At 68.6% G+C, this 13,878-nt stretch carries 12 protein-coding genes; all 12 read left to right on the forward strand.

The features are described 5' to 3' along the window. On the forward strand, nucleotides 1–1,807 hold a 1,807-nt coding region (locus UK23_RS03310), incomplete at its 5' end, for a tetratricopeptide repeat protein (RefSeq protein WP_045309843.1). Continuing rightward, entirely contained in the window at nucleotides 1,804–4,632 is a 2,829-nt protein-coding gene (locus UK23_RS03315) for an AfsR/SARP family transcriptional regulator (RefSeq protein ID WP_052684319.1), read from the forward strand. The genes UK23_RS03310 and UK23_RS03315, both read left to right, overlap by 4 nt. 3 nt (nucleotides 4,633–4,635) lie before the next feature. Further along, the gene (locus UK23_RS48190) at nucleotides 4,636–7,290 is read left to right on the forward strand and encodes an AfsR/SARP family transcriptional regulator (RefSeq protein WP_052684320.1); all 2,655 of its coding nucleotides are present in this window, start codon (nucleotides 4,636–4,638) and stop codon (nucleotides 7,288–7,290) included. Nucleotides 7,291–7,377: 87 nt separating this feature from the next. Then, nucleotides 7,378–9,192 (forward strand): type VII secretion-associated protein, encoded by a 1,815-nt coding sequence (locus tag UK23_RS03325; protein ID WP_045309844.1) that lies wholly within the window; start codon nucleotides 7,378–7,380, stop codon nucleotides 9,190–9,192. Between the two features lie 21 nt (nucleotides 9,193–9,213). Further along, on the forward strand, nucleotides 9,214–9,612 hold the full coding sequence (locus UK23_RS48195; protein ID WP_052684321.1) for a hypothetical protein: 399 nt from the start codon (nucleotides 9,214–9,216) through the stop codon (nucleotides 9,610–9,612). A 146-nt stretch (nucleotides 9,613–9,758) separates the two neighbouring features. Further along, nucleotides 9,759–10,070: a WXG100 family type VII secretion target gene (locus UK23_RS03335; RefSeq protein WP_045309845.1), complete on the forward strand. Its 312-nt coding sequence runs from the start codon at nucleotides 9,759–9,761 to the stop codon at nucleotides 10,068–10,070. Nucleotides 10,071–10,121: 51 nt separating this feature from the next. Then, entirely contained in the window at nucleotides 10,122–10,412 is a 291-nt protein-coding gene (locus UK23_RS03340) for a WXG100 family type VII secretion target (protein WP_045309846.1), read from the forward strand. 257 nt (nucleotides 10,413–10,669) lie between these two features. Next, the gene (gene rplM, locus UK23_RS03345; RefSeq protein WP_045309847.1) at nucleotides 10,670–11,113 is read left to right on the forward strand and encodes a 50S ribosomal protein L13; all 444 of its coding nucleotides are present in this window, start codon (nucleotides 10,670–10,672) and stop codon (nucleotides 11,111–11,113) included. 26 nt (nucleotides 11,114–11,139) lie between these two features. Then, nucleotides 11,140–11,685 (forward strand): 30S ribosomal protein S9, encoded by a 546-nt coding sequence (rpsI, locus tag UK23_RS03350; protein ID WP_052684326.1) that lies wholly within the window; start codon nucleotides 11,140–11,142, stop codon nucleotides 11,683–11,685. Nucleotides 11,686–11,795: 110 nt separating this feature from the next. Then, nucleotides 11,796–13,130 carry a phosphoglucosamine mutase gene (gene glmM / locus UK23_RS03355; RefSeq protein WP_045309848.1) on the forward strand — a complete coding sequence of 445 codons (1,335 nt, stop codon included), beginning with the start codon at nucleotides 11,796–11,798 and terminating at the stop codon, nucleotides 13,128–13,130. A gap of 22 nt (nucleotides 13,131–13,152) precedes the next feature. Continuing rightward, nucleotides 13,153–13,410 (forward strand): hypothetical protein, encoded by a 258-nt coding sequence (locus UK23_RS03360; protein ID WP_196777592.1) that lies wholly within the window; start codon nucleotides 13,153–13,155, stop codon nucleotides 13,408–13,410. 174 nt (nucleotides 13,411–13,584) lie between these two features. Beyond that, entirely contained in the window at nucleotides 13,585–13,878 is a 294-nt protein-coding gene (locus UK23_RS03365; RefSeq protein WP_196777593.1) for a type VII secretion target, read from the forward strand.

Below are 13,878 nucleotides of genomic sequence, written 5' to 3' on the forward strand. Positions count from 1 at the left end.
GCGGGAGGTTCGTGATCGTTTCCCGGACGGCGACCTCTACGTGAACCTGCGCGGGTTCGATCCGGAGGTGGCCCCGCTCGAACCCGCCGCTGCGGCGGAGGTGTTGCTGGTCGGCATGGGGGTGGACGAGGTCCCAGCGGATCCGGACGCGCGATTCGCACTTCTGCGCACCACGATGGCCGAGCGCCGCTTGTTGCTTGTGCTGGACAACGCCGCATCCAGCCGCCAGGTCGTGCCGCTGCTGCCTGGTGCGGCGGGTGTACGGGTGGTCGTGACGAGCCGCAACCAGCTGCGCGCGTTGGTGTCCCAGCACGATGCGACGGCGATCGGACTGCGGCAGCTGGACTTCACCGCTGCACGGTTGTTGCTCGCCGCGGTGACCGGCGAGTCACGTCTCGACGCCGAGCCCGAGGGCGCGCACGCGCTCGTCGAGCGCTGTGCCGGGCTGCCGATCGCGTTGCGCGTGGTCGCCGAGCGGGTTGCGCGTTTTCCGGACACCTCGTTGCGGGAGTTCGTCGCGGAACTGGACGCTGCGCGGCTGGACATGTTGAGCGACTTCGGCGACGTGGACGTGCGCTCGGTGTTCAGCTGGTCTTACCAGGCCCTGGACGACGAGTCGGCCCGGATGTTCCGGTTGCTGTCCGTCCACCCGGGACAGGACTTCGACGTCGGTGCCGCGGCAGCGTTGGCCGGAGTCCCGATCGCTCAGGCACGTCGGCTGCTTGAACGGCTTGTGGCCGATCACCTCGTGCAGTCACGGTCTCCTGGCCGATACGACCTGCACGACCTGTTGCGCGCCTACTCGAACGAACTGTGCCACGACGACGAGACGGCGGCGCTGCAGCTCACCGAATGGTACGTCCACACCCTGGTGAAGGCTTCCGAGCAGGTGAAGGGCGTCAAGCAACGGGTGGACGCGGGCGAGATCACCTCCGGCGTGGTGCCGCAGAGGTTCTGCTCGGCGTTCGACTCGATGTCCTGGGTCCGCAACGAGTGGGACAACCTCAAGGCCGTGACGCGGGCGGCGATCACGCGCGGCTGGACCAGGCTCGCCATGCTGGTTCCTGCCCACCTGTCCCGGTACCTCAACATCGACACGGGACGCCGTCCGGAGGCCGTCGAGCTGTTCGAGCGGGTGATCACCTTCGGCACGGCCCAGGAACAGGCGGTGCTGCAGGTCAAACTGGCCGCCCTGTACGGACACTGCGGCCGCCTCGAGGAGGCACTGGGCGTCTACGAGAAGGCATTGCTGTTCGCCCGCGAGTCCGGCGACCGGCGCGCTGAGGTGGTCGCCACGCTGAACATGGTCGGTGCCTACGAACGTCTGGGCCGGCTGGAGGATGCGCTCGCCAGGTCTCTTGACGGTTTCGCGATGCTCGCCGAGTTCGACGAGCCGTACCTGGAGTGTGTCGCGCGTGCCAACACGAGCCTCATCCTGAGCCGTCTCGGGCGCTACGCCGAAGCGGTCGACCACAGCACTGCGGCCGTCGCCATCGCCGCGAACTTCGGAGACGAGTTCACCCACGGGCGCATCCACACCATGCACGGCGAAGCACTGGCCGGAGTCGGGAGGCTCGACGAGGCGGTGAGCGCGCTGGAGTTCGCGATCGAGGTGACGGTGAAGTTCGGCGACCGGGAGAACGAGGGCGAGGCGTTGCGTCACCTCGGTCACGTGCTGCTGCGGCTGGACCAGCGCGACGCCGCCGTGACGGCGTGGCGGCGCGCGGTGGAACTGTGGCGAGCTCTCGACGACTCGAGGGTGGTCGAGCTGGTCGAGCGGCTGCGGGAGCTGGAGGCTGGACGGTGACTGTCGAGTTCCGCGTGCTCGGGTCCCTCGAAGTGCTGCTCGACGGCGAGCCCATGACCGTCCCCGGTGGACGCGGTCGTGCGCTGCTGGCCACGCTGTTGTTGCGCCCCAACCAGTTTGTGTCGATGCACGAGCTGATCGACCGCCTGTGGGAAGGCGAACCGCCAACCCCGGATCGTGCACACAAGACCTTGCAGACGACGGTGCTGCGGCTCAGACAGGCGCTCGGCGACGCCAACCGTGTGCGCACGACTCCAGGTGGTTACCTGGTCGAGGTGCGGCAGGAGGAGCTGGACCTGCTGCGGTTCCGGGCGCTGGTGAAGGCGGGTGACTTCGCCGCCGCCTCACGGCTCTGGCGTGGTCCCGCGCTGGCCGACGTCGCCTCGGAGACGTTGCACCGCGACGACGTGCCGCGCCTCGAAGCCGAGCGCCTCGACGCACTCGAACACCGGATCCAAGCCGATTTGGACGGCGGCCGGACGAGCGGTCTGGTGGCCGAGCTGATCGAGCTGACGCGGCGGCACCCGTTGCGCGAACGGTTCTGGGCACAGCGGATGGTGGCGCTTTACCGCTCAGGACGGCAGGCGGAGGCGCTGGAGAGCTACCGCGAGATCACCGCGCTGCTGAGCGACGAGCTGGGCGTTGACCCGTCTCCGGAACTAAGTCGGCTGCACCTCGCACTGCTCAACGGCGAGGCGCCTGGCCCGCGGAAGGCGTTGTGCCAGCTCCCACCCGACACGGCCGGGTTCGTGGGCCGCACGGAGATGTTCCGCGAGGTCGAGGAACGGCTTGTTGCTCCGGGCATGCCGGTCGTCGTCCTGACCGGAGCACCAGGGGTTGGCAAGAGCGCGTTCACGATCAAGGCTGCTCATCGGCTGCGTGACCGCTTCCCGGACGGCCAGCTGTTCGTCCGCCTCAACGGTGCCGGTGGCAGTCCTCGCGAACCGGCTGAGGTGCTCGCCGAGCTGCTGCTGGCCCTGGATGCGCACGTCTCGACCATTCCGGACGGTGTGGAGGCCCGCAGTGCTGCGTTCCGGGCTCGGCTGGCAGATCGCGCGATGCTCGTGGTGCTGGACGACGCGGCGGGGCCAGACCAGGTCAGGCCATTGTTGCCAGGAACGGCCAGCTGCGCAGTTCTGATCAGCAGCCGCCAGCAGCTCGTCCAGGTCGAAGGCGCGCAGACCCTGCGAGTGCCTCCACTCGCCGCCGCGGACGGGATTGAGCTGTTGGCGTCGATCCTTGGCGTCGAAAGGGCCGGCACGGACCACGCCGCGGTGGGTGCGATCGTGGGTGCGTGCGGCGGCCTCCCGCTGGCCTTGCGGGTCGCGGGTGCACGTCTCGCCGCGCGCGAATCATTGCCGTTGGGGTCGCTGGCACGCAGGTTGTCCGATGAACGCCATCGTCTGGACGAGCTGACTATGGGTGATCTGGAGGTTCGTGCGACATTCGGTCCCAGCTACGAGGCACTGCCCGGCGACGCGGCGACGGCGTTCCGCAGGCTCGGACTCCTGGGTGCGACAGACGTGGCCTCGTGGACGATCGGCGTGCTGGCAGGTGGCGACGGCGAGCGGCTCGTCGAACGGCTGGTAGAGGCCAACCTGCTCGACGAGGTCGGTCTCGACGTGACCGGTGAGCCCCGGTACCGCCTGCACGACCTGCTCGCGGTGTACGCCGCCGAACTCGTGCGCGCCGAGGACGAGCAGGTTGTCGATGCGGCCATGCGTGACTACGTCGGCCTCCTGCTGACCCTCGTCGACGTGGCGAGTGACGACTGGAATGGGGGCGACGAGGTGCCGCCGCAGCCCATCGCCCACTCCGCGCTGCTGGACCGCGCGGAGATTGAACGGCTGGCCGGCCGCGACGACAACTTCCTGGTCGCCGAGATGGTCAACATCGACCGCGCGATCATGTACTGCCTGCGGAGGAACTGGATCTCCGACGCCGCCAACCTCACCGACCGGGCGCTTTCGCTCCTCGACGTCTGCTACTCGTACGACCGGGTGGTGCAGCTGCGGGAACTGGTGCAGGAGGCCGCGTTCGCGGACGGCGACGAGCTGGTGGCGTGGCGTTGCGAGCTCGACCTGACGGGCCAGTTGGTGATGCGCGGTATCACCGAAGAAATCCTCACCCGGTACTCGCGCTGTGTCGACGCCTTTGAAGCCATGGATGCTCAGGCCGAGCTGGCGGTCTCGTTGGGGGCGTTGGCCTATTACCGAATGGTTCACACCGGAAAGCCGCAGGTGGCGCTCGCGGAACGCGCGGTGGTCGCGGCCCAGGCGAGTGGTCGCGCAAGCGTGCTGTCGAGCTCCCTGCGCGAACTCGGCACGATGCTCGCAACCGAAGGCCGTCACGCGGAGTCTGCGGTGATCATGGACGAGGCCCTGGCGATCAGCCGGAGCAGCGGAAACCCGTCGGAAATCGCGCTGGTGCTCCACCGGATCGCGTCGGACGCGATGGTCAACGGCGATCTGGAGCGGGCGAGTGCGGCCTTCCGGGAGGCGCTGGAGCTGGCGACGAAACTCGGCGACAACCGCGGTGTCGCCTACTGCACGACCAGTGTGGCGCAGGTCGACCTCGCCCAGGGCGATGCCGCCGCCGCTCTGGTCGATGCGGAGAAAGCCCTTTCCATGTTCGAGAACCTCGGCGAGCGGCGCGGCGCGCTGCGTGCTGTGGCCGTGCTCGCCGAGGCGACACTCGCACTCGGCCTGCACGGCAGGGTGATCGACGTTGCCACTGCGGGCCTGGAGGATTACGGAGATGCTGGCGACGCTGATGCGGAAGAACGACTGCGGGTCGCACTGGCGGAGGCCCGTCGAGGGGCGTGATCGGTGAGCGTCGAGTTCCGGGTCCTGGGCCCGCTGGAGGTGCTGCTCGACGGCGAGCCGGTCGCGGTGCCGGCCGGTCGCGGCCGGGTACTGCTCGCCACGCTGTTGTTGCGCGCCAACCAGTTCGTGCCGGTCGACGAGCTGGTCGAACGGGTCTGGGACGGTGCGCCGCCGCCCGGTCGTCGCGGGCGCAAGTCGTTGCAGATGGTGGTGGCGCGGTTGAGGTCCGCGCTAGGGGCGGCGGACCGCGTGCAGACCCGTTCCGGCGGCTATCTGGCCGTGGTCGAACCCGACGACCTCGACCTGTCGAGGTTCCGGGCGCTGGTGGGTTCTGGCGACCTCGGTGCGGCAATGGCGTTGTGGCGCGGCCCGCTGCTGGCCAACGTCAAGTCCGACGCGCTGCACCGCGAGGACGTGCCACGGCTGGCCCACGAACGGCTGCACGCTCTGGAACTGCGCGTGGAGGCCGACCTCGACCGAGGCCTCGGCCGCGAGCTGGTGGCCGAGCTGCGGTCGCTTGTCGCGGATCACCCGTTGCGCGAGTCGTTCTGGCGGCACCTGATGCTCGCCCTGTACCGAGCGGGTCAGCAGGCCGAGGCGCTCACGGTCTACCAAAAGGTGCGGGAGAAGTTCGCGGACGAGCTGGGTGTCGACCCCGGTCAGCCGCTGCAGGAGCTGCACCAGCAGATCCTGCGTGCGGAGGTGCCGGCCGGCGGACGGCAGGTGCCCCGCCAGCTGCCCGCCGGTGTGCGCAACTTCGTCGGCCGTGAGGCGGAGCTCAGGTCGCTCGACGAGGCCGGCGGTGTCTCGGTCGTGCACGGTGTGGGCGGAGTGGGCAAGACCGCGCTGGTGCTGCACTGGGGACGCCAGAGGCGGGACCAGTTCCCGGACGGCGACCTGTACGTGAACCTGCGAGGCTTCGACGCCGACGCGCAGCCCGTGGACCCCGCGACCGCGGCCGAGGCGATGCTGGTCGGCCTGGGCGTGCGGGACATCCCCGCGAGCGCGGAAGCGCGGTTCGCGTTGCTGCGCACCACGCTCGTCGACCGGCGCCTGCTGCTCGTCCTCGACAACGCCTCCTCGCCACGCCAGGTGCTGCCGCTGCTGCCGGGAGCCGTCGGCGTACGGGCGGTGGTCACGAGCCGCAACCAGCTGCGGGGGCTCGTTTCTCAGCACGACGCCACCGCGATCAGCTTGCGCCAGCTGGACTTCGACGCGGCACGGACGCTGCTCGCCGCCGTGCTGGGTGAGGAACGGGTCGATGCCGCGCCAGTGGCCGCGCGCGAGATCGTCGAGCGCTGCACCGGTTTGCCGTTGGCACTGCGGGTGTTCGCGGAACGGGTCGCGCGATTCCCGGACGTCGCGCTGCGGGAGTTCGTGGCAGAGCTGGAAAGCGCGCGGCTCGATGCACTGACCGACTACGACGACGTCGACGTGCGGACAGTGTTCTCGTGGTCGTACCGGGCGCTCGATCCCGAGTCGCAGCGCTTGTTCCGGCTGCTGTCAGTGCATCCTGGCCCGGAGTTCGACGTCAGCGCGGTGGCCGCGCTCGCCGGTGTCTCCGTCGCCCAGGCCCGTCGGCTGCTGGAGCGGCTGGTCGCCGATCACCTGGTCCAGTCGCGCGCTCCCGGCCGGTACGACCTGCACGACCTGTTGCGCGCGTACTCGGCTGAGCTCTGCGGTGATGACGAGGAAGCGGCGCTGCGGGTGACCGAGTGGTACGTCCACACCCTCGAGAACGCAACGTCACACGACGCTTCACGGATGGCCGTGAGCGCCGGAGAGCTGACATCCGGTGTACTGCCGCAAGGCTTCTCCTCGTGGTTCGACGCGCTCAGCTGGCGTCGCCAGGAGTGGGCCAATCTCAAAGCCATCGCGTTCTCGGCGATCACGCGGCGCTGGGAGCGGCAAGCCCTGTTGATCGCCGTCTTCCTGCACAGCTACATCGTCGTCGACAACACGCACTGGCACGACGCGATCGATCTCTTCGAGGCGGTGCGCGGCTTCGGCTCTGCGGTCGAGCAGGCGGACCTCCACATCAAGCTTGCTGTGGTTTACACCTACCTCGGTCGTCATGACGACGCACTCCGCAGCTATGAGGTGGGGCTGCAGCTCGCCCGGGATGAGGACGATCGAGTCACGCTCTCCCGTGCACTGGGCAACATTTCCACGCTCTACGCTCTTCTTGGACGACACGACGAGGCAGACGCCACCCTCCGCGAGGCGCTCGCCGTTGCGATCGAGATCGATGACGTCTACCGGCAGATCATTTTCCACGGCAACTTCGCCAGTCGGTTCAACCGTGACGGACGGTGGTCAGAGGCGCTGCGAGCAGCCGATCGAGCAGCCGTCCTCGCCGCGCGGCACGGCGACGAGTACCTCATCACCCGTATGCGTGGCTATCGAGCCCAGGCACTCGCCGGCCTTGGCAGGTATGTCGAAGCTGAGCCGGAGCTGCGCGCAGTCGTGGAAGAGCTGGAGCGGGTTGGTGACACCGCGGGCATGACCGAAGGACTGGTGCTGATAGGTGAGGTGCTGATAGGTCAGGGCCGGGTTGACGAAGCCGCGCTGGAATGGAAGCGGGCCATCGATATCAGGCGTGCTGTGAACGATCGTCGCGCAGATGAGCTGTCCGCGCGGCTGGCGGCGCTGAAGTGAACGCGACGGAGTGAGGCGAGGTTTGCCATCCGTGTCGTCCCGGCCTGCCTCATCGGGTAAGCATGTGCCCGGAAGAGGGGAAGGTGCATGAGCCTGCACGTCGCGGTCGACTTCGGCACGTCGAGCACCTGCGTAGCCGTTTCGGCCCACGGCCGGGAGCCGCAGGTCGTCGTGTTCGACGGCCAGCCGCTGGTGCCGTCCGCCGTTTTCGCCGCCGCCGACGGGACGTTGTTCGTCGGTCAGGAGGCCGAACGCCAGGCCGCAGTCGACCCCGCCCGCTACGAGCCGCACCCGAAGCGCCGTGTCGACGAGGGCGAGTTGCTGCTGGGCAGCACTGTTCTGCCCGTGGTCGACGTTGTGCGCGCGGTGCTGACCCGTGCGGTCGGCGAAGCGCGCCGGGTCGGTGGCGGGGCGCCGGTCGACCTTCTCGTGCTGACCCACCCCGCGGACTGGGGAACCGTCCGCACCCGAGTGCTGATTCAGGCGGCGCGGGGGCTCGGCCGTGAGCTGGTGCTCGTGCCGGAGCCCGTCGCGGCCGCCGTCTTCCACTCCGCGAGCCACTCCGTTCCGGACGGTGCCTCACTGGCCGTGCTCGACCTCGGTGGCGGAACGGTCGACGCGAGTGTGGTGACGCGCACGGGCAAGAGCTTCCGGGTGCTGTCGGCCAAGGGCGACCCGAGCTTCGGCGGTGCGGATGTCGACCAGGCGTTGCTGGAGCACGTCGGCGGGCTGGTCGCGGCCAAGGACCCCGAGGCGTGGCGGCAGCTCGTCGAAGGCCGGGAGATGGCCGACCGGCGCAAGCGGCGGGTACTGCGGCAGGACGTCCGGGGTGCGAAGGAGACGCTGTCCCGGCACGCCTACACCGACGTGCCGATGCCGCCGCCGTTCCCGGACGCCCACGTCACCCGATCGGATCTGGAACAGCTGATCACCGCGCCGTTGAACAGGGCGGCTGCGCTGGTCGGTGCCGCGGTGCGTGACGCAGGTCTCGCACCGCAGCAGCTGGCCGGGGTGTTCCTGGTCGGCGGGTCGAGCCGGATCCCGCTCGTCGCGCGGCTGGTCCACGAGCACATCCGTGTGGTGCCGACGAGCATCGATCAGCCGGAGACCGTCGTCGCCCGCGGCGCGCTGCGGGCCGTTAGCCTCGACCCGGAGCGGACCGGGGGCGTCGCCCAGCAGAAGGCGCCGCAGGGCAACCCTGGTGACGTAACCCACAACCTCCGGGTGACGGACGACGCCACCCGCAAGATCACCCGTCGGATCACGCCGCCGCCCGCCTCACAGTTCCCCACCGCCTTCCCCGCGGCCCCGCAGCCGTCGAAGAAGAAGAGCAAGGCGCCGCTGTTCGTCACGATCGGCGTGGTCGTTGTGCTCGCCGCGGCCGGAGCCGGTGGTTACTACTGGCTGAACCGCGAGAAGGCGCAGCAGCAGACGAATCCGCCGGTCAATCAGATCGCTGTTTACGACTACAAGTTCACCCGTCCTGATGGATGGGAGCAGACGGGCGGAGCCGCGAACGACCGGCAGGTGCTTTTGCAACCGATCGACCGCAAAACGTCTGGTCCGGATTCGCCAGTGGATCGCATTGCTGTGCAAGAGCAAACACTTGTCTACAACAGTGACGCGGATCATCCGCGCGCGTTGAAAGAACTGCACGACCAATACGACAAGCGCGTGGCGGACGGCGACAAGGTCTCCGGATTTGCTGAAGCGACCACATTCGCGGGCAAGTCTGTTGTTCACTATCGCGAAGAAGTGAGCGGCGCCGCTGTGGACTGGTACATCCAGTTCGCCGGCAAGGCCCAGGTGAGCGTGGGCTGCCAGGCCACCCACGCGGGCAAGGCGCAGGTCGGCGCCGCCTGCGAGCAGATCGTCCGCTCGCTCGTCATCAGGCCGCAGTAAGCACCGTCAGGGGAGTTGCCGATGTCCGCCAACGAGGTCCTCGCCCGGTTCCGTGCCGAGGTTGGCGAAGCCGCCACTCGCGCCCGTCGCGCCGCCGGTGAGATCGGTGAACGCAACGCCAAGCTGCGGGAACGCACGCGTGACCTGGCCAGGCAGGCCCGTGAACGCAGCGTCGAACCCGGTGCGCAGGCCACTTCTCTCGACGTTCGAGAGGCGGCCACCGGGTTCCGCGGCGACCGCGGGCTGCCTGTCGAGCAGACGCCTGACGCCGCCGAGTTGACCGCTCCGCAGGCTCCCGCACCAGTTGAGACTGCGTCTTCGGCCACTCTCGGTTCTGCCGCCGTCGCCGGTCCGAGTGGCCAGCTTCCCCGTGTGGGTGACGATGACGAGGACTTTTCGCAGTCGCGAATCCTCTACTGACACCGGGTTTCACCCGGAGCCGTTTACTAGAGCAACTACTTCCGATGAAGTCGCGACAGGGCGGAACCGACGTGGCAGGGTCCTCGTCGGAAGAGGCGTACGAACCAAGAAGTACGACCTGAAGTTCTCTAAAGGGGGATCTCCCAATGGGTGCTGGTGGATATGGCGCGTCTGCTGAAGAGCTTGACGCACTGGCGAAGCAGATCATCTCTGTGGATGGCGACACGCAGGCCACGCTGCGCACCGTCTCGAACGCTGTCGATGGCATCGCGTCCAGCTGGCAGGGTGGCGCCGCGCAGGCCTTCGCCAGCCTGATGGGGCGCTTCCACGAGGACGCGTCGAAGCTCCAGGAGGCGCTGCGCGGCATTGCTGAGCAGATGAGCGGCAGTGCTCAGACCTACATCAAGCAGGAAGAGGAAGCGACCCAGCTCTCCACGCAGATTTCGAACCGTCTCTGATTCTGCTCGGCTTTCGCTTTCGCGTCATAAACTTTTAGGGGAGAAATCAAAATGAGTAGTGGTCAGGTCAAGGTCACTTTCGCCGAGCTTCAGAACGTCGCGGGCACCATCAGCAGCTCAGCGCAGCAGGTCCAGACGCAGCTGGAGGACCTCAAGTCCGCAGTCGCGAAGGTCACCGCGAACTACGAAGGTGCCGCGAAGGAGGCCTACGCCGAGAAGCAGCGCGCGTGGGATGCCGCAGCCGCCGACCTGCAGGCAGTCCTCTCGTCCATCGGTATCGCCGTCCGTGACGCCGCCGACGCCTATCAGGCGGCCGAGCAGCAGAACGTCAACCGCTGGTAAGACGCTGCGGTTCAGCTAGACCCCTCGCGAGCCCCGGAACCACGTGGTCCGGGGCTCGCGTACGTCCGGAGAAGGGGTGTTCGGAGGGGCCGTTTTGGTCCCCGCACCACCCATCCGGTATCTTCTTACGTTGTTGTGCGGTAGCTGGCGCCTGTGTGTGCCGCGCCTGTCTCGGAACCACCGCTTGGTTCGTCCAAGATCGGTCTGGGGCAACCGCCGCCAGTGACCCCAGACGCTAGTGACGACGAGGTAGATCCGTGCGCACGTACAGCCCGAAGCCCGGTGAGGTGACCCGCACCTGGCACGTGATCGACGCCCAGGACGTGGTGCTCGGCCGGCTCGCCACCCAGGCCGCGACGCTGCTGCGCGGCAAGCACAAGCCGACTTACGCCCCTCACGTTGACACCGGTGACTTCGTCATCGTCATCAACGCTGACAAGGTCGCCCTGACCGGTGCGAAGCGCGACCAGGCGTTCCAGTACCGCCACTCCGGCTTCCCCGGTGGTCTGCGCAAGCAGTCCTTCGGCGAGCTGCTGGACACCCGCTCTGACCGGCTGGTCGAGAAGGCGATCAAGGGCATGCTGCCCAAGAACCGCCTGGGCCGTCAGATCGCGAACAAGCTCAAGGTCTACAGCGGACCGAACCACCCGCACGCGGCCCAGCAGCCGCAGGCCTTCGAGATCAAGAAGATCGCCCAGTGAGCGACGAGTACACCGAGGAAGTTCCTGTGACCACCCCTGAGAACGAGACCCCCGAGGTCGAGACCCCTGAGGTCGAGGCTGTCGAGGTCGAGGCCGAGGTCGTCGAGGCTCCCGAGGCCGAGGCCGCCGAGGCTGAGGTCGTGGAGACCTCCGCGCCGGTGGTCGCGCCCTCGCTGAACGGCGCCGCGCACCTCGCCCAGACCGTCGGCCGCCGCAAGGAGGCTGTCGTCCGCGTCCGCCTCGTGCCCGGCACCGGCAAGTTCACCCTCAACGGCAAGGCCCTCGAGGACTACTTCCCGAACAAGGTGCACCAGCAGCTCATCAAGGAGCCGCTCGTCACCACGGAGAAGCCCGAGACCTTCGACGTCATCGCGAACCTGCGTGGCGGCGGCATCACCGGCCAGGCCGGTGCGCTGCGTCTCGCCATCGCGCGTGCGCTGATCGCCGTCGACTCCGAGGACCGCCCGGTCCTGAAGAAGGCCGGCTTCCTCACCCGTGACCCGAGGGTCAAGGAGCGCAAGAAGTACGGTCTGAAGAAGGCCCGCAAGGCGCCTCAGTACTCCAAGCGTTGATCTAACGCGTCAGCTGTACCTGCGGGAGCAGCAGTTCAACTCGAACTGCTGCTCCCGCAGTGTTTTCCGGGTCTTTCCCGCCGCCTTGCAGTGTCCATATCGGAGGATTCATGGCCCGCCTGTTCGGCACCGACGGAGTGCGCGGTCTCGCCAACGCCGATCTCACCCCCGAGCTCGCGATGTCCGTCGCCGCCGCAGCGGCACGCGTGCTCGCCGAGCACGACCGTTCCCACCGCCCGGTCGCCGTCGTCGGCCGCGACCCCAGGGCGAGCAGCGAGATGCTCGACGCCGCCGTCACCGCGGGCCTCACCTCGGCCGGCGCGGACGTCCTGCGGGTCGGCGCGCTGCCCACCCCGGCCGTCGCGCACCTGGTCGCCGCGCTCGGTGCCGACATCGGCGTGATGATCTCCGCGTCGCACAACGCGATGCCGGACAACGGGATCAAGCTCTTCGCCGCGGGTGGCCACAAGCTGCCCGACGAGGTCGAGGACGAGATCGAGCAGCACATGGGCACGGGCTTCGAGCGGCCGACCGGTGCCGCGATCGGCAGGGTGCGCGACGTCGTCGACGCCGAGACCCAGTACGTCGAGCACCTGCTCAAGGTCACTCCGCACCGCCTCGACGGCCTCAAGGTCGTGGTGGACTGCGCGAACGGTGCCGCGTCGGTGGCCGCACCGGACGCCTACCGCCGCGCCGGCGCCGAGGTGATCGCGATCCACGCGAGCCCGGACGGCCTCAACATCAACGACGGCTGTGGCTCGACGCACATCGACGTCGTGGCCGCCGCGGTCCGCGAGCACGGTGCCGACCTCGGCATCGCGCACGACGGTGACGCCGACCGCTGCCTCGCCGTGGACGCCGAGGGCAACAGCGTCGACGGCGACCAGATCCTGGCGATCCTCGCGCTCGCCATGCGCGACGCCGGCGAGCTGTACGAGGACACCCTCGTCGCCACGGTGATGAGCAACCTCGGCCTGCACCTCGCCATGAAGGCGGAGAAGATCCGCCTGCGCACCACCGCGGTCGGCGACCGGTACGTGCTGCAGGACCTCAAGGCCGGCGGTTACTCGCTCGGCGGCGAGCAGTCCGGCCACGTCGTGCTGCCCGCGCACGCCACCACCGGCGACGGCCTGCTCACCGCGCTGCGCCTGATGGCCCGCATGGCCGAGACCGGCAAGTCGCTCGCCGACCTCGCCTCGGTGATGCGCCGCCTGCCGCAGGTCCTGATCAACGTGAAGGTCTCGGACAAGGCCGCGGTGGCGAAGGCCACCTCGGTCAGCGAGGCCGTCGCCGCCGTCGAGGCCGAACTGGGCGACACCGGCCGGGTGCTGCTGCGCCCGTCCGGAACCGAGCAGCTCGTGCGGGTGATGGTCGAGGCGACGAGTCACGAACAGGCGGAGTCGGCAGCGCAGCGTCTGGCGGGTGTGGTTTCCTCGGTCCACTAGAGGATCTGGGAGGTGCCCGGCCGTGGGCAACATCGGACCGATCGAACTGCTGATCATCCTGTTCGTCCTGGCCGCGGGCGGTGTCGTGCTCGCGGTCGTGCTGTCGAGGCGCAAGAAGCCGCCGTACCCGCCCCAGCAGGGCTATCCGCCGCATCCTCAGGGTCCGTACCCGCTGCAGGGGCCGCCGCCCGGTCAGCCGTGGCCCCAGCAGCCACCGCAAGGTCAGCAGTGGCCGACGCAACCGCCTGGCCAGCAGCCTCCGCCGCCCAACCAGTGGTGATCACCGATCGCGCGTTCGCAAGTGCAAGCGACGCCGCTGTTCCCCCGCGCGTGAGGCCCGTGGCCTGCGAACATGGGAACCGGATGCAACGCTGTTACGTCGGACTGGGGAATGCCGGTTCACACCGGCGGATGTTCTACGGGGTGTGGCGCGAGGCCACGGAGGGGAGTTCGGGTGGCCGGCTTCGGTACTAGCCCGGAGGAGATGGGCGCGGTCGCCGGGAAGGTGCGCGGTGCCGGTGAGGGCACCAAGGCCTCCAGCGACAAGATCGCCCAGACCGACATGCAGAAGCTCGACTTCGGGAAGGTCCACGATCCCGCGTTCACCGCGTACCAGACCGGCATTCAGAAGCTCGCCAAGTGCGCGCAGAGCTTCGTCACCGCGAGCGCTGACCTCGCTGCCCGGCTCGAAGCGAGCAAGGGCGGCTACGAGTGGGTCGAGTCCGAGAACAAGCAGAAGGTGAGCTAG

The organism is Lentzea aerocolonigenes (genome assembly GCF_000955955.1).
In the GTDB taxonomy this organism is placed as follows: Bacteria; Actinomycetota; Actinomycetes; order Mycobacteriales; family Pseudonocardiaceae; genus Lentzea; species Lentzea aerocolonigenes_A.

Excerpts from the sequence above, each read along its gene's own strand:
- UK23_RS48195 (WP_052684321.1), top strand. The coding sequence starts at position 9,214 with ATGTCCGCCAACGAGGTCCTCGCCCGGTTCCGTGCCGAGGTTGGCGAA.
- UK23_RS03340 (WP_045309846.1), top strand. The coding sequence starts at position 10,122 with ATGAGTAGTGGTCAGGTCAAGGTCACTTTCGCCGAGCTTCAGAACGTC.
- glmM (WP_045309848.1), top strand. The coding sequence starts at position 11,796 with ATGGCCCGCCTGTTCGGCACCGACGGAGTGCGCGGTCTCGCCAACGCC.
- UK23_RS03325 (WP_045309844.1), top strand. The coding sequence starts at position 7,378 with ATGAGCCTGCACGTCGCGGTCGACTTCGGCACGTCGAGCACCTGCGTA.
- UK23_RS03335 (WP_045309845.1), top strand. The coding sequence starts at position 9,759 with ATGGGTGCTGGTGGATATGGCGCGTCTGCTGAAGAGCTTGACGCACTG.